The sequence below is a fragment of the Propionicimonas sp. genome (genome assembly GCF_049840635.1).
GTDB lineage: Bacteria > Actinomycetota > Actinomycetes > Propionibacteriales > Propionibacteriaceae > Propionicimonas.
In genome coordinates this window covers 899714-922495 of the sequence record NZ_JASGKL010000005.1, presented here as the reverse complement: position 1 = coordinate 922495, position 22782 = coordinate 899714, and the positions used below count along the sequence as shown (strand labels likewise).

Here is a 22782-nt window from a genome sequence, read left to right as displayed (position 1 = left end):
CAAGACAGGGGTGTGGAGGTGCTGACCGACGAACAGGTCTGGGCGCGGGTGCGGTCCGGGGAGGCCGAGGGGTTCGGTTTGGTCTGGGACCGGCATCGTGAGCGGGTGTTCCGCCGACTGCTTCGGGAGGGGATCCGGTCGATCGAGGCCGAGGACCTGACCGCGGTGGTGTTCCTGGAGCTGTGGCGGCACCGGGAGTCGGTGCGGATCGTGGACGGGTCGTTGCTGCCCTGGCTGATCGTCACGGCGGGCAATGTGGCGCGGAATGCCCGGCGCAGCCGGAGCCGCTACCGGGCGTTCCTGGCCCGGCTGCCGGAGCCGGCTGAGGCTGCTCGTGCGGCGAGTGCCGGTGAAGAGGATGCCCGTGTGCCTGCGTTGCGCGAGGCGATGGCGGGCCTTGGCCGGGTGGATCGGGACTTGCTCGTGCTCACCGCGGTGGAGGGGTTCTCGGTCGCCACGTCCGCGCAGGCTGTCGGCTTGAGCGAGGGCGCGGCCAAAACGCGGCTGTCGCGGCTGCGCCGCCGGTTGCGCTCCACGATCGATGCGGCTGTGGTGGAAGGAGAACCATCATGAACGGCGAGTTCTCTGCGGAGCGGTCGCAGGCGATCCGGGATGGCCTGGTCGACGTGGCCTCGGCACGGCGGGCTCCGCGCCGGCGGTGGTGGCGGGCGGCCGGGCTCGTCGCGGTCGGTGTGCTCGCCGGCGCGGGCGCGACGGGTGGAGCGTTCGCTGCCGGGGTGGTGCCGAGCGGCCTGCCCTCAGCTGGCCCGTCCGCCTCCGCGTCCGTGCTGCCCTCGCCGGACGCGGACGGGTTCGTTGAGGCTCCGGCGGGCGTGGAGCCGGGTGCCTCGATCGTCTCGTTGCTGGGCACGCCGTCGTCCACGCTGGTGACGCGCCGCACGACGATCGGCCTGTCGCAACGCCCCGAGACCGCGACCGACGTACGGGTGACCGTCACCTGCGGCTCCGCCGGGGAGATCAGTTGGGGCACCGACGCCGGTGGAAACAACCCGTCGTCCGTCTGCTCGGACGCCGACGTTCAGACGCGACAAGGCGGCGCGTGGTTCGACTTCGCCCTCGGCGCGGACACCGACACCCTCTATGTCGAACCGTCAGATGGGATGCGGGCGACCGTCACGATCCAGTTCCTGGCGCAGGTGCCCACCCGGCTCGGGGTCAACGAGAACGGCCAGACCTACGGCGTCGGTGGGGGTCCGCAGGGCACCCCCGACCTCGTCCTGGTCGACGGCACGAGCCCGGAGGGCGAGTCGGTGTCCGGGTACGCAAAGTCCACGGACCTGGAGGCGTTCAGCCCCGAGCACGCGGGCCGGCCGGAGAACCCCCAGGAGGCCGTCCGCTGGCAGGCCGAACGCGACGCCAGGTACCCCCACGGCTGGGACGTGCCGGTCTATGCGAAGGACGGGACCACGGTCGTCGGCACCTTCCACATCGGTTGAACGCATCCTTCGACATCGGGCCGGTTCACGGACCGGGCGGCATCCGACGACCGTTGTGCCGCGGCGGTCCTCTCGTGGGCGTCTAGTGAGGACCGACGGAGGCGATGGCCGACACGGACGTCTCGTCGGGGTCGACGGTGACCAGGACGTCGCCACCCAGCCGATCCCGGAACGTGACTTGTTCGCCCAGGAACATGACCTCGATGTCCTCGTCGGGCCCGCCGGACGGGTCGCCGTCCGCGCCCCAGTCCCCCCGGCGGTGTGACATCTCCAGCGGTAGTTCCGACGGAGCACCGATGAACGCGTCCGACGGCAGGTCCGGATCGACGATGTCCGCCACCCGCCGGATCGATGCCTCCAGCCGGCTGTGCCAGTCCGGGACGCCGGTCAGCGATCCGCGAAACACCCAGCGCGTGGTCTGGAAGACCCGCCGGCGGTGCGTCGACGGGTCGCTCCTTGTCGGAAGGAACTCGACGCCGAACTCCTGTGACAGTTCCGCGGCCAGGCACTCCATCAGCGGTTCGTACCGGGAACGGGCAGCGTCGGCCGTGATCACTGGTCGTCGGTTGAGCTTTGCAGCCCGTCTGAGCTCGCGGAGGATGCGAAAGAGCCTGACGGGGCCGACGCGCTCGGTGTGCCACCGCTCTGCCTCCATGTGCGCATCGTCTCACCGCCGCCAACGGTCACGGGGCCGGACGCGCAGGTGGCCGCCGCCTGGAGGTACCGACGCAAGGCTGCGTCCGGCGCGCGTCGCAGGGAGACCGGTGGCGTCGCTCTAGGCTGCCGGGGTGGCAGTCAGCAGGACTCGCGCTGCGCGTGCGGCCCGGCGCAGGAAGCGCCGGCTCAGCCGTGTGGTGAACGACCTGACCAGCCATCAGTGGGCCGCGCTCCTGGATGCCTGGGGCGCGTGCGCCTACTGCGGTGCGAGTGGCGTGCCGCTGCAGCGCGACTGCCTTCAGCCGGTCTCGCACGGCGGCCGCTACACCCTCGCCAACGTCGTGCCCGCCTGCGCGTCCTGCAACACCAGCAAGTGGAACCTCGAGGTCACCTCGTGGATCCGTCGCAAGCACCTCGACGAGCGCGCCTTCCTGCTGCGTCACGCCGAGATCCAGGCGCTCCTGAGTGAGGAGTTCGCCTCGACCGTCGACGGCTGATCGGCGGCGACATCGGGCAGGGAGCGGATACGAACTGGTGGACGACCCGGCCGCCGGCCGGCGTCAGCTTCGGAACGCGGCGACCGCCTTCCACGCGGGATCGGACTGTGACTTCACCGTGACGACGCCCTGATCCCAGCCCACCACGGCGGCCTTGACCTGGCCGGCCGCCGGAGTCGTGGAGTCGACGTAGTAGTGGAGAGTCCGGACGCCGCCGCTCGTCTCCACCGCCACGAGTTGGCCGGACCCCCGCAAGATCCGGCCGAGGTGGTCCTCGAAGTCACGCAGGGCATCCAGTGACCCGGTCCCGGGCCAGCCGTCCTCGGTCACGTCGCGGAACGGCACGACGACGGCGACGTGTTCGTCGTGATCGGGCGCCTGTACGGGCGAGAGCCGGTTGAGACGGGACACGAGAACTGGACCGCGTGGGCCGTTACCGCGCTGGAGCGTCCACCCCATTTCGCCGTCAACAGTGGCGTCGGCGATTACCTCCGCCAGCTTCGCCGGAAGGTCGGCCAGCGGACGGCTGCCGGAGGGTTCGTGGGACATGCGATCGATCGACCCGATCCACAGCTCGACCGCCTCCTCGCCGAGGGCCGTGTCGAGGCTGAGGAAGGCAATCTGGGTCTGCACCTGCTCGGGGAGCCGCGCGAACAAGGGATGGTGCACCTCCACGTCGAGACCGCTTCCCCGCCGAGTCGCGGCCACCCGCACATCCCCGATCATCAGTTCGGCGTCCCCGACCCGAAGGACGGAGTCGAGAGCGGACGGTTGTCGCATGTCATGGAACGACCAGGTCCGGTCCGGAGGCGGGGCCGCGCGCAGCCATCGCCGGGCGACCCGGCGCAGGGAAGGGTCGCCCTCCGCAGTGACCGTCAGTCGGTGCTCGCTGCTCGTCCCCGGGCCGAACTCCCAGGCCAGGCCAGGGTCGATCGCGTGGACGTGGTGCGTCATGACCTCGACGTACCGCTCCACCGTGCCTGCGGGAATCGCCGCGGCGATCCCGAATGCGGCCCCGGACCACCATTCCCAGAACTCCGCGACAGCAGCACGGGCGTCGGCGGACGAGCGGGATCCCGACCTGCGGCGGCTGAACCACCCCACAACCGTCTCCTCACTACCCACAGCGATGCGGGCGTGCGCAGCCCATCGCGGACAATCGAGCGGCCGGTACGGCCCCGAACCTCATACTGACAGACCCTCCGCGCGACCCGACGACCCGCGTGGTAAGGGCGTCGAGCCCCGCGAGCTCATCGCTCACGGTGCGGCTCTCGCGGGGCCGTGGCGGGCGTGCCGGAGCGGCCTTCGCCGAGGGTCGAGCCGGGCCGGAGGGACGAACTCGGGCAGCTCGTCGTCAGCGATGTGGACCTGCCACTGGTCGCGGACGGCGTGCCGCGCGGGCTCGACGACCGGGTGGTGGCTGTGGCACAGCAGAACGAGGTTCGACAGCGCCGTGCGTCCTCCGGCCCACCACGGCACGATGTGGTGCGCCTCGCACACCGACGGCGTCGCATCGCATCCGGGGAACACGCAGCCTCCGTCCCGCGCGACCAACGCCGTGCGCAGCGCCGGCGTGACCAGCCGCTCCGCACGTCCCACGTCCAGCACCTCGGACGCCGAACCCAGCACCACCGGGACGATCTCGGCGTCACAGCACAGCCTGCGCAGTTCGCCGGCCGACAGCTGCTCGCCCGATCCGAGCAGGCCGGCGCCCGCCGCCGACCGCTGCAGCGCCTCGTAGTCGAGTTGGACGATCACCCGCGCGTCGGCGGGGCGTGGTTCCCTGCTCGCGGCGGACGGGGCCTGCGCCACGGCCCCAGCGGCAGGCCCGGCACCCCCGCGCGGCGCTCCCCGTTCGATCAGCTGGATCAGTGCGTCGGCCTTGCGTTGCGCGGGCGTCGTGGTCTCGGCGAGCGGGTCGCGGCGCTCCATCGCCGTGCGACGCGCCTGTTCTGCACACGCGTCGAGCTGCGCGATCCACCGCTCTGCCGCGATCCGGGGCAGCGAGCCGTCGAACCGCACCGAGCCGCCTTCGCGGAAGAATCGCAGCGACCGCTCGCGGTGCGCGCGCTCCGCCTCCCGCTGGAGCTTGACCTCGAGCAGTTCCCCGGCCGCCACAGGCGCCACCTCCTGCAGCACCCGGCCCGCTGACCTGGTGAGTTGCGCGGCGTCGAGGTGCGACGCCAGGTCGACCATCACCTGCTCCGCCCGCTCACTCTGCGCGGCGTCGAGTTCCGGTGCGAGGTCGTCGAGGACGCCGGCGATCGCGCGGGCCTGTCCCGTCCCGATCCGCCCGGCGACCGCCGCCTCGCCCACGAGCGGGTGTCGAGCGAGCGTGCGCGCCTGGTGCACCGCCCCCGAGGCCTCAGCGCGGGAGAGCGTCTCGCCCATGCCGAGCCAGGACACCAGCGGCGTGCCGGCCGCGTGCTCGGACGCCTTCGCCCGATCGGCCTCGGCGGTGAGCACCGCGCACAGGGCGTCGATGCGGCCGCGCACCCGTCGCGCCGTCCGCACCCACGCGAGTCGGTCGGCGCTCCCGGTCTCCGCACGGTTGGGCTCGATGCTGTCCAGCACGCGCTCGATCTCGGCCAGTGCGTCACCGGCCGGCATCAGGGTGCCGTTCGCCTCCATGTCCTCATCCAAACACCCGCCTCTGACACTCTCGCCCGAACTGCTTCATGAACTAGCTTGAAGACTGGTGAAATCTGGAAAGTAATAGAGCATATGAGCGACCACTTCCAGCGAGCGGTGACCCTCGATCCTCCTCGACCCGAAGGCAGGTCGCGCCATCACGATCAACCGCTCGGGCCGCAGGGCCTGTCCCCGCCGCCGTAGTGTGCAGGCGTGCAGTCGAGGTTCCGGGTCATTCCCGCGGCGTACGTCCTTTTCGTCCGCCGGCGGGATGACGTGAGCGAGATCCTCCTGCAGCTGCGGTCCGGTACCGGATACATGGACGGCTACTGGGCGACCGCGGCCGCAGGACACGTCGAAGCGGGGGAGTCGGTGGTCGACGCCGCGGTGCGGGAGGCCGCTGAGGAGTTGGGCGTGTCGGGCCTGGAGTTGCGGCCGCTGTGCGCGATGCATCGCCGCCAGGGGCAGGATCCGATCGGCCAGCGCGTGGACTACTTCTTCCTGGCCGAGAGCTGGAGCGGTGAGCCGACCATCAGGGAGCCGGGCAAGTGCGCCGACCTGCGCTGGTACGACATCACTGCGCTGCCAGACCGGGTCGTGCCCCACGAGTCGTACGTGATGTCTCGCTACCAGCAGGGCGCGCTCGAACCGATTGTGAGCTACGGCTTTGACTCGCGTTCGTAGCGACCTCACCCCGCACTGGCGGGGTTCGCTCGGTCGCGATGTCACCCGACTCAGACTGTGAGTTGGTCCACCGTGTTCGGTGGGTGAACTCACAGTCTCCAGAGGGAGGGCCGCGATGGGCGAGGCCGTGCGCCCCGCAGACGTCCCCGTGGTCCCGAGCGGAGCCACGTTAGGCTGACGGCGTGCTCGATGCCCCCATTCACTCCGGCAAGGTCCGGCGCCTGTACGCGTGGCCGGACAACCGCATCCTGATGGTCGCCACGGACGCGATCTCCGCGTTCGACCACGTGCTCGCCACCCCGATCCCGGACAAGGGCGCCGTGTTGACCCAGCTGTCGCTGTGGTGGTTCGAGCAGCTGGCGGGGCTCATCCCCAACCACGTCGTCTCCACCGACGTCCCGGACGAGGTCGCCGGCCGGGCGATCATCGTCGAGAAGCTGGACATGGTGCCCGTGGAGTGCGTGGCCCGCGGCTACCTCACCGGCTCCGGTTGGGTGGAGTACCAGCAGTCCCGCTCGGTCTGTGGCGTCCCCCTGCCTGAAGGGCTCGTGGACGGCTCGAAGCTCCCCGCGCCGGTCTTCACGCCTGCGATCAAGGCTCCGATGGGCGAGCACGACGAGAACGTCGACTTCGCCACCATCGCCGACCTCCACGGCGAGGACCTCGCCACCCGTCTGCGCGACGCCACCCTCGCCGTCTACGCCGGGGCCGCCGACCTCGCCGCCGGGCGGGGGATCATCCTCGCCGACACCAAGTTCGAGTTCGGCCTCCGGCCCGACGGGACGCTCGTCCTCGCCGACGAGGTGCTCACCCCCGACTCCTCGCGGTTCTGGGACGCGGCGGCCTGGCAGCCCGGGCAGAGCCTGCCCAGCTTCGACAAGCAGTTCGTCAGGGACTGGCTGGCCCACGAGTCGGGCTGGGACCGGGTCTCCGTCCCGCCCGCGCTGCCGGACGCGATCGTCACAGCGACGAGAAGCCGCTACCTGGAGGCCTACACCCGCCTCACCGGTCGCTCGTGGGAGGACTTTTCATCGCACGTCGGATAGGGCTATCCTGAGCGCAAGCTGAGAGTCTCTAAGGGAATCCCCCCGTGAACCTGGTGACTCCGGCGGCCCCCCGGATACAAGGAAGTTCACCACGATGCGTAGTTCTCGCACCCGTCTCGCTCGGGTTCTCACCGCGGCGTCCCTCGCCGCACTCCTCGCCGTCCCGACCTGGACGAGCTCGCCCGCCGCTTCGGCCGACGACACCGATTCCACGACGACAGCCGCCAGTTCCTCGCTCGTTGTCGCCACGTTCAACGTCCGTTGTGCGAACTGCTCCGCGAAGTCCAACAACTCCAGGGAGAAGAGCTGGGCGGTCCGTTCCGACGTCGTCGTCCGCCAGATCCTCGGCGAGAAGGTCGACGTGATCGGCGTCCAGGAGGCCTCGCCCGGACTCCTGCACGGTTCGGCCTACGGCGACTACGACGGGAAGTCCCAGTTCGAGAACCTCGTCGGCCTGCTCGGCAGCCCGTACAAGGTGACCAATGACGTCCGCTACAACTGCACGCGCACCGGCACCACCTTCACCCGGTGCGGCGGATTCCAGGACCGCGGGGCCTCCCAGGACTCCCGGATCATCTACAACTCCAACCGACTGACCCTGCTCGACAGCGGCTCGCTGCGCCTTGACAGTCGCGCCATCGGCAACGGCAGCGCCCGCTACATGACGTGGGCGAAGTTCACCGACCAGAACACCGGCAAGAAGTTCATCTTCGCCACTGCCCACTTCGAGCCGGGCGTCAGCAAGTCGAAGTCCGCGGTCCGGGTCAAGCAGGTCAAGAAGGCCACGGCCGAACTGGCCGACGTGAACACGTCCGGCCTGCCGATCATCTGGGGCAGCGACCTCGCCAGCAGCAAGCTCACCCACGTGGGCAACAAGTCCTACGACGCCTTCATCGCCAACGGGTTCGTGGATCCCCTCGGCAACTCCTACAAGGCGAAGACCATCCCCGCGAGCGCGGAGCTCACCGCGTCCACCGCGGTCAACGAGGAGTACTTCACCCTCAACAAGTTCAACAAGGCCCCCACGACCTACGAGGGCCGCGGCTACAAGCTGGGCGCCCACCTCGACTACATCCTCACCAAGGGCGACGTCGAGACGACCGCCTGGAAAGAGGTCATCAACCTCGACTCGTCGGGAGACTTCGCGGGCGTGATCCCGTCCGACCACAACATGGTGCGCGCCACCGTGACGCTCGGCTGAGCTGCTCTTCTTCTCGCTCCCGAAAGGCGGCCTTGCTCCCTGAATTCCGGGAGCAAGGCCGCCTTTCGGGAGCAAACGCGCGGACGGGGGACGAGCCCCGGGCGAGCGGCTCGGTGGCGCGGGGCCGTCAGAGTTCGGCGCGTGCCACCAGCGCGGCCAGCGGGCTGTCCTCGCCGAGGTTCGCCAGCAGCGCGGCCCCGTGCAGGGCGTTGCCGAGCGGTTCGGCGAGGCTCAGGTCCGGCCACTGCATGCGCAGGTAGCTGGTGAACCGGTCGCGGACGTGGGTCGAGCGCAGCACCTGGCCCAGCGCGCACACTTTCGGCGCCTCAGCGCCCATCAGTTCCACGCGGCGCAGGCCCGCGAGCACGGACTCACTCAGCTCCGCAGCCGCCGCGTCCATGATCCCCATCGCCACCGGGTCGGAGTCGGCGAGCTCGTCGACGACCTTGGCGAAGTCGGCGATCCGACTCACCTTCCTGCCGTCCGACTGCAGCTCGACGTAGGCGGCCGTCAGGTCGGGGAACAGCTGTTGCAGGCGTCCGGTGAGCGGTGTCAGCCGGCCGCGGCCGTCGAAGCCGCGCATCGCCGCGTCCATGCCTGCCCTGCCGATCCAGTACGCGCTGCCCGCGTCCCCGATCAGGTACCCCCAGCCGTCCACCCGCGCCACGGACGCCGCCCCGACGGCCAGCGTGACCACTCCGGTGCCCGCAGCGATCACCGCGCCGGACGCGTCGCCCAGCGCGCCGAGGTAGCTCGTCGTGGCGTCGTGCGCGACCGCGACCTCCCTGATCCCGTGGCGCGACACCAGACCCAGCAGTTCGGTCGCCTCCGGCGTGACCAGCCCGGACGTGCCCACGCCGACCACGGTGGGGGAGAGTCGGTGGCCGGTCACGAAATCGCCGATCGCCGCGGCCAGCTGGGGCATCAGCGGACGGTCCGTCAGGACCCCCGGCGCCCCGCCCTCGAGCCGTTCCTGGCCATGCTCCCAGCGCAGCCGGATCCCGGTCTGACCGGCGTCGAGCGCCAACAATCCACTCACGAGCGCACAGCCTAATCAGCGCCGGCCGACGAAGTGGTCCATGGTGTGATTCACGCCGAAGAAGTCCACGACCGCGTCGAACGCCCGGGTCGGCAGCGCCCGCAGCACGGGGAGCGTTCGCACCAGCGGCGGCATCGCCAGCACCGGACGGTCCCGCTCGATCGCGTCGAGCACCCTGGCGGCCACGTCGGCCTCCTTCAGGATCGGCAGCAACCGCGGGAACCTCGTCCGGACGCCCGCGAACATGCCGGTGTCGATGTAGAACGGTTCGACGGCCAGCGTCCCGACCCCGGTCCCGCGCAGTTCCGCGCGCAGCGACTCGGTGAACCCGATCGCCGCCCACTTGCTGGCCGAGTAGTCGGTCTGGCGGGCCACGCCGACGAGCCCTGCGGCGCTGGCGATCGTCACGACGGTGCCGCTGCGGCGCTCGAGCATGGCCGGAAGGAACGCCCGCGTGGTCCAGTACAGGGCGAGGGTGTTCACCTCGAACGTGCGCCGGATCTGCGCCTCGCTCGCGTCCAGCAGCCGCTGCCCGGAGACGACTCCCGCGCAGTTCACGAGGACGTCCACGGTCCCGGTGGCGCGTGCGGCCTCCACGACCGCTCCGCTGTCGGTGACGTCGACGACCTGGTGGGACGCCGCCGCGCCGATCTGCTCCGCCGTCGCGCGGCCCGCGGCCTCGTCCCGGTCCCAGATCACGATGCGCGCGCCGCGTCCCGCCGCCTGCACGGCGAGCTGGCGGCCCACGCCGCTGCCGCCACCGGTGACCAGCAGGGTGGCTCCTTCGAGGTTCATCGCCCCATCATGGCAGGCGGTTCAGCAGCCCCACGGCCCGGGCCAGCAGCGTCGCGTAGCCGGCGTTGTCGAGGCCGCCGAACGGTGCGATCGGGAACAGGCGCTGCTCGGCGACGGTCTGCGGCTCGGTGTACTTCAGCAGTCCGTGGCTGCCGTGCCGCCGTCCGATCCCCGACTCTCCCGCGCCTCCCATGGACGCCGCGTGCGAGCCCCACGCCGCCGCGTAGCCCTCGTTCACGTTCACGGTGCCCACCCGCAGCCGCGCCGCGACCTCCGGGCCGCGCCGGGCCGACCACACGCTCGCGTTGAGGCCGTAGCGGGAGTCGTTCGCTCGCGCGACCGCTTCGTCCTCCGACGCGACGCGGTACACCGAGAGCACCGGCCCGAACGTCTCGTCCCTGCACAGCGCCATGTCCTCGGTGACCCCGGTGAGCACGGTGGGTTCGTAGAAGAACGGTCCGAGGTCGGGACGCGCACGGCCCCCGGCCAGCACGGTCGCCCCCCTGGCCACCGCGTCGTCGACGTGGGCGGCGACCTTCTCCCGCTGCCCGGCGGACGCGAGCGAGCCCACGTCGACCGCCCAGTCGTAGCCGGCGCCGAGCCGCAGCGCCGACACCTGCGCGACCAGTTCCGCGACGTAGGCGTCGTAGACCGCGGACTCCACGTACGCGCGCTCGATCGAGATGCACAGCTGCCCGGTGTTGGCGAAGGCGGCGCGGACGGTCCCCGCCGCGGCCGCCCGCACGTCCGCGTCGGCGAGGACCAGCAGCGGGTTCTTGCCGCCGAGTTCCCCGGAGAACCCGATCAGCCGCTCCGCACACTGCGCGGCGAGCGTGCGTCCGGTCTGCGTGGACCCGGTGAACATCAGGTAGTCGACCTCGGCGACCAGTGCCGGCCCGAGCGTCCGCCCCGCGCCCGGCAGCACCTGCAGCAGGCCCTCCGGCAGCCCGGCGGCGGCGAACAGTTCGGCGGCGAGGAGCGCGGTGAACGGGGACTGCGAGTCCGGTTTGAGCAGGACGGCGTTGCCCGCCAGCAGCGCGTGCGCCGTGTCGGTCACCGGCAGCGTGAACGGGTAGTTCCAGGGCGTGATGATCCCCACCAGGCCGACCGGACGGTGGTACTCGACGGTCCGGGTCAGGACGGGAAACGCGCCCGGCCGCCGCGCCGGGCGGAGCAGTCCCGGCGCCGCCTGCGCGAAGACGCGGACGGCGCGCGCCGCGTCCGCCACCTCCTCGAACGCGCTCAGCCGCGCCTTCCCGGTCTCGGACTGGATCGTGTCGAGGATCCGGTCGCGCTGGGCGAGGACCAGCCGGCCCAGCCGCGTCATCACCCGGGCACGCTCACGGACGGGGACCCGCGCCCACGCCACCTGGGCCTCCCTGCCCCTGGCGGCAGCGGCCTGCACGTCCTCAGGGCCGGAGGCGGCGAGGATGCCGTGCACGGAGCCGTCGAAAGGGCGGCGGACCCGCAGCTGCGAGGTGGACGTCGGCGTCATGGCGCACACGCTACGCGTCGTGCCGGACGCAGGACGGCGCGGCCGCCTAGATTGACCCCGTGGCCGACGGCGAAGCGAAGGACGGCCGCGGATTCGGGCGGATCGACCCCGCGCGCATCCGCGAGCACATGGTGGACGTCAACGACGGCATCCTGGCCACCGCCGGCTTCGCGGAAGGGCTGCTGGGCGCCGGCCTGGCGAGTACCCAGGTGTACGCGATCATCGCGATCTCCGCGGTGGCGGGCGCGGTCGGCGTGGCCGGAGCCAAGTTCGGCGAGGAGTCGTCGAACCGCGAGGCCGAGCTCCAGCTGGTCGCGGAGGAGCGACGACTGCTCGACCTGAGCCCTGAGGAGGAGCGCGCCGAACTCATCGAGCACTACCGCGCGAAGGGCCTCTCGCTGGACACCGCCCAGAGGGTCGCGGACGAGCTGACCCTGGCCGACGCCCTCTCGGCCCAGCTGGAGACCGAGTACGGCATCCGCGAGCTGACCACGCGCTGGGACCCGTGGGTGGCCGCCCTGTGGTCGGGCCTGGGCTTCCTGCTCGGCGCCGCCGTCCCCGTCCTGGTGTCGCTGCTGATCCCCGGCGCCTGGATGGACGAGTTCATCCTTCTCGCCGTCGTGGTCTCGCTGGCGGTGACCGGGTTCGTGCTCTCCCGCCTCGGGCACACCCGGGTCGCCGCGACGCTGGTCCGCTCGGTCCTGATCGGCCTGGCCAGCCTGGGCGCCAGCTACCTGCTCGGCAGCTGGATCGGCTGAGCGACCCCGCGGGTCGGGGCTCACCCTGAGGGTTCCCGGGACTCGGCGGCGAACGCTGGGCGTGAACGTCGACGCTGCCTAGGGTGGGGTCATGGAACCGAGCAGCAGCACCCCGTCCGAGCACGACGACGTCGTCGAGGCGATCGAGCCCGCACCGACGGAGGCCGCCATCGAACCCCCCGTCGCCGAGCCCGAGCCCGTCGAGACGATTGCGGTCGAGCCGTCGGTCGAGCCCACTGTCGTCGAACCCGCACCCGAGCCCGTCGAGGCCACTGTCGTCGAGCCGGCTCCGGAGCCCGTCGCCGCCGAGCCCGCTCCCGTCCCGCCCGCGCCCGAGCCGGACGCGCCCGAGCCGGTCGCGCCGAGCGCGCTGAACCTGGAAGAGGCGGACGCGGTCGCGCCCGTAGCACCCGATCTGGGCGCTGTCGACGCGCCCACGTCGCAGCCCGGCCAGGCGACCAACCTCGACCTCCCCGACCTCGAGCTGCCCTACCCGGCCGCTCCGCGTCCGGCCGCCCCGTCCCCGACCCCGCAGGCGACGAGCGGGAGCGCCCAGGCCGCCGGCGCGTACGACGTCGAGAACCTCGCGCGCCAGTCGTACGGCGAACCCGCTCCCGAGCCCGCGACGCCGCCCGCCGCTCCGCCGTACGCGGACTCGCCCTACGCCACGTCTCCCGGTGCCTACGCGCCCACGGCCGCGCCGTCCTACGGCCAGCCTGCCTCCGGCCCCCAGTCCTTCGGCCAAGAGCCGACGTTCGGCCAGCCCGCCTACGGGCAGCTCGTCCCCGGTGGCGGGCTGTCGGCGACCGACCAGCAGACGTGGTCGACTGCCGCGCACTGGTCCTCGCTGCTGCTCAGCCTGGTCAGCCTTCCGTTCCTCGGCCCCCTGCTGATCATGCTGATCCAGGGCCCGAAGGACGCCCGCGTCCGCGCCAACGCCGTGGAGTCGCTGAACTTCGACCTGACCTGCATCATCGCGATGGTGGCCAGCTTCCTGCTGATGTTCGTCCTGATCGGCTTCATCACCGCCCCGATCGTCGGCATCTTCTGGCTGGTGTTCAAGATCGTCGCGACCGTCCAGACCTCGAACGGACGCGACTACCGCTACCCGTTCACCATTCGCATGGTGAAGTGATCCCCTGCCGGACCGGGGTCCGGCTGCCGGTAGACTTCGGGGCGTGCTGAGCCCGGGTGACGACTGGACCGACGACCCCGGGCCAAGGGACGCCTGCGGCGTCTTCGGTGTGTGGGCACCCGGCGAGGAGGTCGCCAAGCTCACCTACTTCGGCCTCTACGCGCTGCAGCACCGCGGCCAGGAGTCGGCCGGCATGGCCGTCAGCAACGGCGAGCGGATCATGGTCTTCAAGGACATGGGTCTGGTCTCGCAGGTGTTCGACGAACCGACGCTGAACTCCCTGCACGGGTTCATGGCGGTCGGCCACTGCCGTTACTCCACGACGGGTGCGAGCACCTGGGACAACGCGCAGCCGACCTTCCGCGGCACCCGCGACTTCGGGCTCGCGCTCGGGCACAACGGCAACCTCACGAACACCGACGAGCTCGAGGCGTGGCTGGGTGAGTCGGTGGCCGAGGCGGACGTCCCCCGCAAGAACAGGATGGACTCCACCTCCGACACCGCCCTGGTCACGGCCCTGCTCACCGCCCACGCGGAGAACGGGCTGCGGGACGCGGCCCTGACCGTGCTGCCCCGCCTTCAGGGGGCGTTCTGCCTGGTCTTCTCCAACGAGCGGACGCTGTTCGCCGCGCGGGACCCGCAGGGCATCCACCCGCTCGTGCTGGGACGGCTCTCCAACGGCTGGGTCGTCGCCAGCGAGACCGCGGCGCTGGACATCGTCGGCGCGTCCCTGATCCGCGAGGTCGAGCCCGGCGAGCTGATCTGGATCGACGAGTCCGGGCTGAACAGCACCCGGTTCGCCGAGGCCGACCCGAAGGGCTGCCTGTTCGAGTACGTCTACCTCGCCCGCCCCGACACCCTGATCTCGGACCGGCGCGTGCACGCCGTCCGCGTCGAGATCGGCCGGACGCTGGCGCTGGAGTCGCCGGTCGACGCCGACCTGGTCATCCCGACCCCGGAATCGGGGACGCCGTCGGCGATCGGCTACGCGGAGGCGTCCGGGATCCCGTACGGCATCGGGCTGGTCAAGAACTCCTACGTCGGCCGGACGTTCATCCAGCCGTCCCAGACGATCCGGCAGCTCGGCATCCGGCTCAAGCTGAACCCGATCCGCGACATCATCGAGGGCAAGCGGCTGGTCGTGGTCGACGACTCGATCGTCCGCGGCAACACCCAGCGCGCGCTGGTGAAGATGCTCCGGGAGGCCGGCGCCGCCGAGGTCCACGTCCGGATCTCGTCCCCGCCCGTGCAGTGGCCGTGCTTCTTCGGCATCGACTTCGCCACCAGGGCCGAGCTGATCGCGCCCGGCCTGAGCACGGAGGAGATCTGCCGCTCGATCGGCGCCGACTCGTTGGCCTACATCTCGCTGGAGGGACTGACCGCGTCCACCGGCATCTCGGGGCGGCGCCTGTGCCGGGCCTGCTTCGACGGTGTCTACCCGGTGCCGATCCCGGCCGACCGGGCCGAACAGATGGGATTGGAGCGGAAGTTTGGCTGCTGAGAGCGCGTACGCCGCCGCCGGGGTCGACATCGTCGCTGGTGAGCGGGCCGTGGAGCTGATGAAGGCGTCCGTCGCCGCCAGCCACCGTCCGGAGGTGCTCGGCGGGCTGGGCGGGTTCGCCGGGTTCTTCGACGCCTCGGCGCTCGCGCGCTACGCGCGTCCCGTCCTCGCCACCTCGACCGACGGGGTGGGCACGAAGGTCGCGATCGCCCGCGAACTGGGCATCTACGACACGATCGGGTGGGACCTGGTCGGCATGCTCGTGGACGACCTCGTTGTCACGGGCGCCGAGCCGCTGTTCGTCACCGACTACATCGCGTGCGGCAAGGTGCACCCCGAGCGGATCGCTGCGATCGTGTCCGGGATCGCCGCGGCCTGCACGGCGGCCGGAGCAGCCCTCCTCGGCGGCGAGACCGCCGAGCACCCCGGCCTGATGGACGCGGAGGACTTCGACGTGGCCGGCGCGACGACCGGCGTGGTCGAGTACGACCGGATCCTCGGCGCCGACCGGGTGCGTCCCGGTGACGTGGTGCTGGCGCTGGCCTCGTCCGGCCTGCACTCGAACGGCTACTCGCTGGTGCGGCACGTCTTCGCCAAGGCGGGCTGGGCGCTCGAGCGGGACGTGCCCGAGCTCGGCTCGACGCTCGGCGAGGCGCTGCTCACCCCGACCAGGGTGTACGCGAAGGACCTCCTCGCGATCATCGACGCCACGGAGGTCCACTCGATCAGCCACATCACCGGCGGCGGGCTCGCCAACAACCTGATCCGGGTGCTGCCGGACGGGGTCGCCGTCGACCTCGATCGCGGCACCTGGGCACCGTCCCCGGTCTTCGGCCTGGTGCAGGATCTCGGCGGGATCTCCCAGCCGGACATCGAGGCGACGCTGAACATGGGAGTCGGCATGGCGCTCGTGCTTCCTGCCGGTTCGGTGGCCGAGGCGCAGCGGGTGGCGGGTGCCGCCGGCATCGCGTCCTGGGTCGCCGGAACGGTGTCCGCGACGCCCGACGAACCGGCCGCCGTGAGGCTCCACGGAGCGCACATCGAGGCGTGAGAGTCGTCTTTGCGGCGGTGCCCCGAGCAGGTACCCTTGGCCTCACGACGAAACAGTGAATCTTGAAGCGGCTACGACCGCTGCGAAGGGGGCTGACCTCATGGGGCGCGGCCGTGCGAAGGCGAAGCAGACCAAGGTCGCTCGCGATCTGAAATACCGTTCCTACTCCACGGACTTCTCGTCCCTGGAACGGGAGCTCCGGGGCGACGCGTACGACCCCGAGATCGTGGCCGAGGAAGAAGCCGAGGACGAGGAAGAGGACGACCAGTACGGCGGTTACGTCGACCGGTACGCCGACGAGTCCGACGATGAGGACGACGAGGCCGGCGCCTACCGTCGCATCGGTTGAGGCAGCGTCCTACACACCCCTGAGCCCGCCGACGGTTCCCTGAACCACCCGGCGGGTTCGTTCGCGTCTAGTGCACGGCCTTCAGGCCGACCACGCCGCCGACGATCATCGCCAGGAACACCACGCGCAGCAGCGTCACCGGCTCGGTGCCCGTGACCATGCCCCAGGCGACGGTGATCGTCGCCCCGATCCCCACCCACACCGCGTAGGCGGTGCCCGTGGGCAGGTCGCGCATCGCGAACGCCAGCCCGCCCATGCTCATCAGCAGCGCCACGACGAAGACGACAGTGGGGACGGGACGGCTGAACCCCTCCGACCTGCCGAGCGCGACCGCCCAGACAGCTTCGAGGACACCGGAGAACACCAGGACGATCCAGGACATGACAGACCTTTCGATGGCCGTCTTGTCGCTCGCCGGGTACAGCTCCCTCGTCCGGTGCCTCGTTCCGAGGCTCCCTCGAGTGTCGCACACCCGCGTCCGCCCACCGAATCCGCACCAGCTCGGAGTGCGTCCCTCACCCCCCTGAGGTGCGGGACGCGCGCTGGTCCCTGTCGTCCCGGCTGGAAGCCGGGCTCTCGACGACACAGCCGCCACCACGGACTCGGAGATCCCGGGTCAAGCCCGAGATGACGAGGCCCTGTCATCCCGGCGAAAGCCGGGATCTCGGGTCGCGGTCCCGTTGTGCGGAGGTCCCGGGTCAGGCCCGGGATGACGAGGCCCTGTCATCCCGGCGAAAGCCGGGATCTCGGGTCGCGGTCCCGTTGTGCGGAGGTCCCGGGTCAAGCCCGGGATGACGAGGCCCTGTCATCCCGGCGAAGGTCGGGATCTCGGGTCGCGGTCCCTTTGTGCGGAGATCCCGAGTCAGGCCCGGGATGACGCCTACCACCCTGTCATCCCGGCGAAAGCCGGGATCTCGGGGACCCCGCCGCCTGCAGAGTCAAGGAGATCCCGGGTCAGGCCCGGGATGACGGGCACCATCGAACGGCGTCAGTACTGGCGGGCCAGGCGGGCGGCCTGGTCGCCGTAGCCGCCGCCGTAGAGGACGGCGTGGACGAGCAGAGGGTGCAGTTGGTGCAGGCCGATCAGGTCGCGCCAGTCCGGCGGCAGGTGCGCGCTCGCGTCCTCGTAGGCGGCGAGGACGTCGGGCAGGTGCGGGAGGCCGAACAGGGCGAGCATGGCGAGATCGGTGATCCGGTGGCCCCCGTGGGCCGCGGGGTCGATCAGGGTCACGGCGTCCTCGGTGAACAGGACGTTGCCGCTCCACAGGTCGCCGTGGATCCGCGCCGGGGGAGCGGCGTCGTCGAACTCGCCGGCGGCCACCCTTTCGGCGAGGGCCTCGATGGTGGCGAGTCCCTCGCGGTCGAGCGAGCCGGCCCGTGCCGCTGCCCGCGCGTAGGGCAGGACGCGTTGTCGGGCGTAGAAGCCGCCCCACGTGGCTTCGGGACGCAAGCTGAGCGGCGCCTCGCCGATGTAGCCGTCACCGCTCCACCCGTCCGGGCCGACGCCGAAAGCGGACGCTCCCGCGTCGTGCGTCACCGTGAGCTGGGCGCCGAACCGTGCCGCCGCCCGCGCGGTCGGCGGAGCCGTCGGCACCCGCTCGACGGTGATGCTGCCGGCGTCCACGTCCAACACGCGTGCGACCGGGACACCTCCCGGCACGTCCAGCCAACGCAGCCCCGCGGCCTCCACCTCGAAGAAGCCCGGGGGAGCGCCCGCCCCGCGCTTGGTGAAGCCGGTCACGCGCGGGGTCGGACGGACGGCAGGGACATGCGACGACGCTAGCAGCGGGGCGGCGTAGCCCCGCGACGCGGGATTTCGGGGGGAGTTGTCCACAACTTGTGTCACAAGGTCTTCCGGCCAGCCGGTCCGGTCGGCTCTACTGCGTCGATGCGGCTGCCACGACCTTTCATCCTCCCCGGCGAACCGACCACGAGGGGCGACCTGCTCGCCGCGGGCTGACGGCGGCAATGTTGCGCACCCGGCTGGCGAGCGGTGATCTCGTCAGGGTGCGTCCGGGCGTCTTCGTTGCCGCCGGGCAGTGGTCGGAGTCGGCGGTCGACCGGCACCTGGTGTGGGCGCGGGCCGAGCAGGCCGCCCATCCCCGCGCGGTGATCAGCCACGGCTCGGCTGCGCTCGGGCACGGCCTGCCGCACCCGGCGGGGTCGCCGTGGGAGGACGGTCCGGTGACCCTGCTCGTTGACGGCGGATCGCGGCCCTCGCGCCCGGGCGTGGTGTACCGCCACGGCCCGCTGCCGAGGGAGCAGGTGGTCCGTGACCCCACGGGGGCGCGCGTGACGAGCATCCCGCGGACCGCGGTCGACCTCGCCGACGGCATCGGGCTTCCCGAAGCGTTGGTGCTCCTCGACGCTGCGGCGCGGCTCACGTGCGGGCAGCTCGTCTCCCGTCCGCGCCGGACGGACTACCGGAACCCGCGGCTGGTGGCGGCCGCGCGTGAGCTGCTCACCAACGCCGCAACCACGATCCGCAGCGTCCGGGTTGTGCGTGCGATCGAGCTGGTCGAGCCGTGTCGGGAGTCGCCGATCGAGTCGCTGGCCGCCGGCCACTTCCACCTCGCCGGTCTGCCCCGTCCGCTGTTCCAGGAACCGGTGCGGACGCCGGTCGGCGTCCTGTTCCCCGACTGCCTGTGGCCCGAGCACCGCCTGATCGGCGAGGCGGACGGGGCGGTCAAGTACACGGGTCCGGAGCCCTATCTCGAGGAGAAGGAGCGGGAGCAGGTCTTCCGCGACCTGGGTTTCGGGGTGGTCCGCTGGCTCGGGAAGGAGATCACCTGGCGTCCGGGCGTGGTCGTCGACCGCGTGGCGAGGGCCCTGGGTGTCAGCTGATGGTGGTTGTGAGCGACGTGCTTCGAGCCGCCACGAGCGCGTGTCAGTCCGTGGTCGTTCTCAGGCCTCGAAAGGACGCCACAACCACCACGGACTGGCACGGAGTCCGAGCCGTCCGGCCGACCGGGCTGATAACCACCACGAACTGGCACGGAGGGCGCTGTTGGGTGGCGGAGGCGGTCCGCTCCCCTCACAGGGGTCGCGTGGACGGACGCGCCAGGGCGGCGAAGAAGGCCAGCACGGCGCCGGTCACGCCGATCGCCAGCAGGGGCGAGGCGACGGGCGCCGCGGTGACGGAGGCCACCGTGCCCGCGACGGCGGCGAGGTCGGGGGCCAGCGTGCCCTCGAGCAACCCCATCGCCACCCGCCAGCCGACCAGCAGGACGGCGGCCCACCCCAGCGCGGCCAGCCCCAGGCCGATCAGGGGGCCCCGCGCCCCCGGCCACACCCAGAGCGTGGCCGCCGCCAGCAGGGCGGTCAGCCAGGGGAGCCAGCCGCAGAGTCCGTCGAGCACGCGGTAGCCCGACTGCGCGAGCGGCAGGATCCGGGGGTCGATCGTCGCCAGCGTGAAGCCCCCGGTCACCTCGGGCAGCCGGTCGAGGAACGGCACCCCGGCGTCGGTGAGGCGTTGCGTGATCGCGTCCACGAACGGCGCGTAGGGGAGCCGGATCACCCCGTCGGTGATGTCCAGACGCCCGGTTTCCCCCTTGAGCTGCGCGGCGAGCTCCGAGTGGGCGAGGCGCAGGCTCGCGGTCGTAGCGGTCGCGAACGCGTCGCTGCCCGCCGCCTCGGTCACCGCCCGGGTCACGAGGGTGCGGGTGAGGATGTTGTCGCCCAGGCCCAGCTGGGTGATCACCGCGTCGGTCAGCCGCGTCGTCAGCGCCTGCTGCACGGCGGGACTGCTCACCACGGGCTGGTAGGTGGCGACGAAGGTGTCGGTGTCGCTGACCAGGGCGTGCGTCCACGACGCCACCACCGACAGGGACGCGGCGAGCCCGGCGAGGACGGCCAGCACGATGCCGACGATCGTCCTTACGACTCGCCCACCTGTTCGGCCAGTTCCAGCCACGTCTCCTCCAGGTCCTGCTGCCGACCCAGCGCCTCGTCCAGCTCGGCGCCGAGCGCGACCAGTCTCTCGTAGTCGGCGGCGTTCTCGCTCAACCGGACGTGCAAGTCGGTGATCTGCGTGCCGAGCTTCGCCAGTTGCGACTCCACGCGGGCGAGGTCCTTGCGGGCCTGCCGCACCCGGGCGGCGTCCGGCGCGGACGCCCGGGCCTGCGCGGCAGCGGCCTGCCCCGGGGTGGCGGTCCGCGTCCGGCGCCGGGCGAGGTACTCCTCGACGCCGCCCGGCAGCAGGACGCAGCTGCCATCGCCCATCAGCGCGTACTGCACGTCGCAGGTGCGCTCGAGGAAGTACCGGTCGTGCGAGACCACGACCAGCGTGCCGGGCCACCCGTCGAGGTAGTCCTCGATCACGGTGAGGGTGTCGATGTCGAGGTCGTTGGTCGGCTCGTCCAGCAGCAGGACGTTCGGCTCGGACAGCAGCAGCCGCAGGAACTCCAGCCGCCGGCGCTCGCCACCGGACAGCTCGCCGATCCGGGTCACCAGCCGCTGCCCGGTGAACCCGAAGTCCTCCAGCAGGTCGGACGCGGACGACTCGCGCCCGGTCGCCAGCTTCACCTGGCGCTGCAGCCGCTGCACCGACTCCAGCACCCGCTCGCCGAGGTCCGGACGGTCGGGTGGCGCGAAAGGAGTACCGTCCCCGTTTCGCGCCCGTGCGCCCGGACGCGCCACGGCGGCGGCATCCTGGGTGAGGTGGCCGATCCGGAGCGTCCGGCCCTGCTTGACGCGGCCGTGCTGCGGCGCCAGCTCTCCGGCCAGCAGGCGCAGCAGGGTGGTCTTGCCCGAGCCGTTCACGCCGACGATGCCGATCCGATCGCCGGGGCCGATCGACCAGTCGAGGTGGCGGAACAGCGTCCGCCCGTCGGGGAGTGAGTAGTCGACGCCCTCCAGGTCGAACACGTCCTTGCCCAGCCGCGTGGTCGCGAACTCCTTCAGCTGGAGGGTGTCGCGGGCCTCGGGGACGTCTCGGATCAGCACGTTGGCCGCGTCGATCCGGAACTTCGGCTTGCTCGTGCGCGCGGGCGGGCCGCGTCGCAGCCACGCGAGCTCCTTGCGGAGCAGGTTCTGTCGCCGGGCCTCGTTCGCCGCGGCCTGCCGGACGCGCTCCGCCCGCGCGAGGACGTAGGCCGCATACCCGCCGTCGTAGGCGTCCACGACCGCGTCGTGCACCTCCCAGACCCGCGTGCACACGGCGTCGAGGAACCACCGGTCGTGGCTGACCACCAGCATCGCGGTGCCGGCGGCCTGCAGCAGGTTCAGGTGGGACGCCAGCCAGTCGACCACCTCGACGTCGAGGTGGTTGGTCGGCTCGTCCAGCACGAGCAGGTCGTGCCCGGCCAGCAGGACCGCGGCCAGGCTCACCCGCCGCCGCTCCCCGCCGCTCAGCTCTGCCACCGGGCGGGCCAGGTCGAGCTCGCCCAGCAGGTGCGTCACGACGGCGCGCTTCGCGGCGTCCGCCGCCCACACGTGGTCGGGCCGTCCGCCGACCACCACATCGCGGACGGTCGCGCCGGACGCGAAGTCCTCCACCTGGCCGAGGTGGCCGATGGACGCCGACCGGTTGCGGACGACCTGCCCCGCGTCCGGCTCGCGCTCGCCGACCAGCAGCTCCAGGAGGGTCGTCTTGCCGTCGCCGTTGCGTCCCACGACGCCGACGACGTCGCCGTTGTCGAGCCCGAGGCTGACCTCGTCCAGCAGGATCCGGGTGCCGAAGGCCAGGCTGACCCTCTCGGCGTTGACCAGGTTCGCCAAGCTCAGCGCCCGCGCATCGCCCGGTTGACGCCCTTCATCGTGGGCATCGGGCCGCGCGGGATCGGCACCTTCGGCCGCACCGCGTCGAGGGCCCGCAGCCGGGCCTTCACGTCGGTGACCTGGCTGGCCTCCAGCTTCTTGGGCAGCTTCTTGATCACGTCGGCCAGCTTCGCGAGCGGCACCTGGCCCTCGCCGTCGCCCATCACGATGGACGTGACGGTGACGCCGTAGGCGACCTGCTCGTGCTTGCGGACCTCGGAAGCGAGCAGCGTCTTGACCCGTCCCGCCTGGCCCTCACCGATCAGGACGATGCCGCCCGGGCCGACCGCGCGGTGCACGACGTCCAGCTGCTTGGTCGCGGCGATCACCGCGGAGTACGCCCACTTCTTCGAGTCGAGCATGCTGAGCGCGACCTCGGCCGAGCCGGGCTGCCCGGCGTAGCGCACGAAGGTGGCCTTCTTGGCCCGGTTCAGCAGCACCCACAGGGCGGCAGTCATGCCGCCGGCGGTGCCGAGGATCAGCCACATCCACCACGGCTGGGCGATGATCCCGATCACGACGCAGATCACGAGTACGCCGACGAACGACCCGATCAGCAGCAGGTTCAGCTGCTTGTCGACCTCCGCGGTGACCTTGTAGGTCTGCCAGATCTGCTTGTACCAGGGCCAGTCCCTGGGGTTGGTCGAGGTCTTCTTCGCCAGCTTGGCGGCCTTGACCTCGGCCTTCTGCTTCGCGGCCAGTTCCTTGGCCTTCTCGCTCGCCATCTCT

The 22782-nt window shown here is 71.5% G+C and carries 22 protein-coding genes, 1 pseudogene and 1 riboswitch; of the genes and pseudogenes, 12 read left to right on the top strand and 11 right to left on the bottom strand.

Annotated features, from left to right (window positions below; all coding sequences use genetic code 11):
• Positions 1–12 precede the first annotated feature (12 nt).
• The gene (locus QM779_RS10180; RefSeq protein WP_428534791.1) at positions 13–573 is read left to right on the top strand and encodes an RNA polymerase sigma factor; all 561 of its coding nucleotides are present in this window, start codon (positions 13–15) and stop codon (positions 571–573) included.
• Complete coding sequence (locus QM779_RS10175) at positions 570–1457, top strand: hypothetical protein (protein WP_428534789.1); 888 nt, start codon at positions 570–572, stop codon at positions 1455–1457. Before QM779_RS10180 ends, QM779_RS10175 begins: the two co-directional genes overlap by 4 nt.
• A gap of 82 nt (positions 1458–1539) precedes the next feature.
• Here the strand turns inward: QM779_RS10175 and QM779_RS10170 are convergent, their stop codons facing one another.
• Positions 1540–1971, bottom strand: coding sequence for a hypothetical protein (locus QM779_RS10170; RefSeq protein WP_428534787.1), 432 nt, complete (start codon positions 1969–1971; stop codon positions 1540–1542).
• A gap of 274 nt (positions 1972–2245) precedes the next feature.
• Here QM779_RS10170 and QM779_RS10165 point away from each other — a divergent pair, with 274 nt between their 5' ends.
• Positions 2246–2611: an HNH endonuclease gene (locus QM779_RS10165; protein WP_428534785.1), complete on the top strand. Its 366-nt coding sequence runs from the start codon at positions 2246–2248 to the stop codon at positions 2609–2611.
• Positions 2612–2674: 63 nt separating this feature from the next.
• Here the strand turns inward: QM779_RS10165 and QM779_RS10160 are convergent, their stop codons facing one another.
• Together QM779_RS10160 and QM779_RS10155 are read right to left on the bottom strand one after the other, a co-directional pair.
• Positions 2675–3715, bottom strand: coding sequence for a DUF695 domain-containing protein (locus tag QM779_RS10160; RefSeq protein WP_428534783.1), 1041 nt, complete (start codon positions 3713–3715; stop codon positions 2675–2677).
• 153 nt (positions 3716–3868) lie between these two features.
• The gene (locus tag QM779_RS10155; RefSeq protein WP_428534781.1) at positions 3869–5242 is read right to left on the bottom strand and encodes a DUF222 domain-containing protein; all 1374 of its coding nucleotides are present in this window, start codon (positions 5240–5242) and stop codon (positions 3869–3871) included.
• A gap of 213 nt (positions 5243–5455) precedes the next feature.
• On the opposite strand from QM779_RS10155, the gene QM779_RS10150 reads away from it, so the two are divergent.
• The 3 genes and pseudogenes from QM779_RS10150 to QM779_RS10140 all read left to right on the top strand — a co-directional run bounded on the left by QM779_RS10150 (position 5456) and on the right by QM779_RS10140 (position 8173).
• Positions 5456–5926 carry an NUDIX hydrolase gene (locus QM779_RS10150; protein WP_428534779.1) on the top strand — a complete coding sequence of 157 codons (471 nt, stop codon included), beginning with the start codon at positions 5456–5458 and terminating at the stop codon, positions 5924–5926.
• Between the two features lie 182 nt (positions 5927–6108).
• A pseudogene (locus QM779_RS10145) lies at positions 6109–6936 on the top strand (phosphoribosylaminoimidazolesuccinocarboxamide synthase); the annotation flags it as partial.
• Between the two features lie 130 nt (positions 6937–7066).
• The gene (locus QM779_RS10140) at positions 7067–8173 is read left to right on the top strand and encodes a hypothetical protein (protein WP_428534777.1); all 1107 of its coding nucleotides are present in this window, start codon (positions 7067–7069) and stop codon (positions 8171–8173) included.
• 127 nt (positions 8174–8300) lie between these two features.
• On the opposite strand, the gene QM779_RS10135 is transcribed toward QM779_RS10140, so the two are convergent.
• Genes QM779_RS10135 through QM779_RS10125 form a run of 3 tightly spaced genes read right to left on the bottom strand, consistent with a single transcriptional unit; the run spans position 8301 to position 11511 of the window.
• Positions 8301–9212: an N-acetylglucosamine kinase gene (locus QM779_RS10135; protein ID WP_428534775.1), complete on the bottom strand. Its 912-nt coding sequence runs from the start codon at positions 9210–9212 to the stop codon at positions 8301–8303.
• A 15-nt stretch (positions 9213–9227) separates the two neighbouring features.
• The gene (locus QM779_RS10130) at positions 9228–10007 is read right to left on the bottom strand and encodes an SDR family oxidoreductase (protein ID WP_428534773.1); all 780 of its coding nucleotides are present in this window, start codon (positions 10005–10007) and stop codon (positions 9228–9230) included.
• Between the two features lie 7 nt (positions 10008–10014).
• On the bottom strand, positions 10015–11511 hold the full coding sequence (locus QM779_RS10125; RefSeq protein ID WP_428534771.1) for a succinic semialdehyde dehydrogenase: 1497 nt from the start codon (positions 11509–11511) through the stop codon (positions 10015–10017).
• Between the two features lie 50 nt (positions 11512–11561).
• On the opposite strand from QM779_RS10125, the gene QM779_RS10120 reads away from it, so the two are divergent.
• From QM779_RS10120 to QM779_RS10100, 5 genes are all read left to right on the top strand, one after another.
• Positions 11562–12260, top strand: a complete 699-nt coding sequence (locus QM779_RS10120; RefSeq protein WP_428534769.1) for a VIT1/CCC1 transporter family protein — start codon at positions 11562–11564, stop codon at positions 12258–12260.
• A 91-nt stretch (positions 12261–12351) separates the two neighbouring features.
• On the top strand, positions 12352–13395 hold the full coding sequence (locus QM779_RS10115; protein ID WP_428534767.1) for a DUF4870 domain-containing protein: 1044 nt from the start codon (positions 12352–12354) through the stop codon (positions 13393–13395).
• Positions 13396–13399: 4 nt separating this feature from the next.
• Positions 13400–14896 (top strand): amidophosphoribosyltransferase, encoded by a 1497-nt coding sequence (gene purF, locus QM779_RS10110; RefSeq protein WP_428538399.1) that lies wholly within the window; start codon positions 13400–13402, stop codon positions 14894–14896.
• Positions 14886–15947 carry a phosphoribosylformylglycinamidine cyclo-ligase gene (gene purM / locus QM779_RS10105; RefSeq protein WP_428534765.1) on the top strand — a complete coding sequence of 354 codons (1062 nt, stop codon included), beginning with the start codon at positions 14886–14888 and terminating at the stop codon, positions 15945–15947. Before purF ends, purM begins: the two co-directional genes overlap by 11 nt.
• Before the next feature lie 100 nt (positions 15948–16047).
• Positions 16048–16296, top strand: a complete 249-nt coding sequence (locus tag QM779_RS10100; protein ID WP_428538396.1) for a DUF3073 domain-containing protein — start codon at positions 16048–16050, stop codon at positions 16294–16296.
• A 67-nt stretch (positions 16297–16363) separates the two neighbouring features.
• Here the strand turns inward: QM779_RS10100 and QM779_RS10095 are convergent, their stop codons facing one another.
• Together QM779_RS10095 and QM779_RS10090 are read right to left on the bottom strand one after the other, a co-directional pair.
• Entirely contained in the window at positions 16364–16678 is a 315-nt protein-coding gene (locus QM779_RS10095; RefSeq protein WP_428534763.1) for a DMT family transporter, read from the bottom strand.
• Between the two features lie 12 nt (positions 16679–16690).
• Positions 16691–16754, bottom strand: a riboswitch (guanidine-III (ykkC-III) riboswitch).
• 530 nt (positions 16755–17284) lie between these two features.
• Complete coding sequence (locus QM779_RS10090) at positions 17285–18037, bottom strand: fructosamine kinase family protein (protein WP_428534761.1); 753 nt, start codon at positions 18035–18037, stop codon at positions 17285–17287.
• Between the two features lie 227 nt (positions 18038–18264).
• On the opposite strand from QM779_RS10090, the gene QM779_RS10085 reads away from it, so the two are divergent.
• A complete protein-coding gene (locus QM779_RS10085) occupies positions 18265–19140 on the top strand; it encodes a hypothetical protein (protein WP_428534759.1) in 876 nt (291 codons plus the stop codon).
• 190 nt (positions 19141–19330) lie between these two features.
• Here QM779_RS10085 and QM779_RS10080 read toward each other — a convergent pair whose 3' ends face one another.
• Genes QM779_RS10080 through QM779_RS10070 form a run of 3 tightly spaced genes read right to left on the bottom strand, consistent with a single transcriptional unit; the run spans position 19331 to position 22778 of the window.
• On the bottom strand, positions 19331–20155 hold the full coding sequence (locus QM779_RS10080; RefSeq protein ID WP_428534757.1) for a hypothetical protein: 825 nt from the start codon (positions 20153–20155) through the stop codon (positions 19331–19333).
• A gap of 17 nt (positions 20156–20172) precedes the next feature.
• The gene (locus QM779_RS10075; protein ID WP_428538393.1) at positions 20173–22020 is read right to left on the bottom strand and encodes an ABC-F family ATP-binding cassette domain-containing protein; all 1848 of its coding nucleotides are present in this window, start codon (positions 22018–22020) and stop codon (positions 20173–20175) included.
• Positions 22017–22778 carry a DUF4191 domain-containing protein gene (locus QM779_RS10070; protein ID WP_428534755.1) on the bottom strand — a complete coding sequence of 254 codons (762 nt, stop codon included), beginning with the start codon at positions 22776–22778 and terminating at the stop codon, positions 22017–22019. The genes QM779_RS10075 and QM779_RS10070 overlap by 4 nt, the downstream gene beginning before the upstream one ends.
• Between the last annotated feature and the right edge of the window lie 4 nt (positions 22779–22782).

Bases quoted from the DNA above. Each gene is read 5' to 3' on its own strand.
- QM779_RS10175 (WP_428534789.1), top strand. From the start codon at position 570: ATGAACGGCGAGTTCTCTGCGGAGCGGTCGCAGGCGATCCGGGATGGC.
- QM779_RS10170 (WP_428534787.1), bottom strand. From the start codon at position 1,971: ATGGAGTGCCTGGCCGCGGAACTGTCACAGGAGTTCGGCGTCGAGTTC.
- QM779_RS10155 (WP_428534781.1), bottom strand. From the start codon at position 5,242: ATGGAGGCGAACGGCACCCTGATGCCGGCCGGTGACGCACTGGCCGAG.
- QM779_RS10140 (WP_428534777.1), top strand. From the start codon at position 7,067: ATGCGTAGTTCTCGCACCCGTCTCGCTCGGGTTCTCACCGCGGCGTCC.
- QM779_RS10130 (WP_428534773.1), bottom strand. From the start codon at position 10,007: ATGAACCTCGAAGGAGCCACCCTGCTGGTCACCGGTGGCGGCAGCGGC.
- QM779_RS10115 (WP_428534767.1), top strand. From the start codon at position 12,352: ATGGAACCGAGCAGCAGCACCCCGTCCGAGCACGACGACGTCGTCGAG.
- QM779_RS10100 (WP_428538396.1), top strand. From the start codon at position 16,048: ATGGGGCGCGGCCGTGCGAAGGCGAAGCAGACCAAGGTCGCTCGCGAT.
- QM779_RS10095 (WP_428534763.1), bottom strand. From the start codon at position 16,678: ATGTCCTGGATCGTCCTGGTGTTCTCCGGTGTCCTCGAAGCTGTCTGG.
- QM779_RS10085 (WP_428534759.1), top strand. From the start codon at position 18,265: ATGTTGCGCACCCGGCTGGCGAGCGGTGATCTCGTCAGGGTGCGTCCG.
- QM779_RS10070 (WP_428534755.1), bottom strand. From the start codon at position 22,778: ATGGCGAGCGAGAAGGCCAAGGAACTGGCCGCGAAGCAGAAGGCCGAG.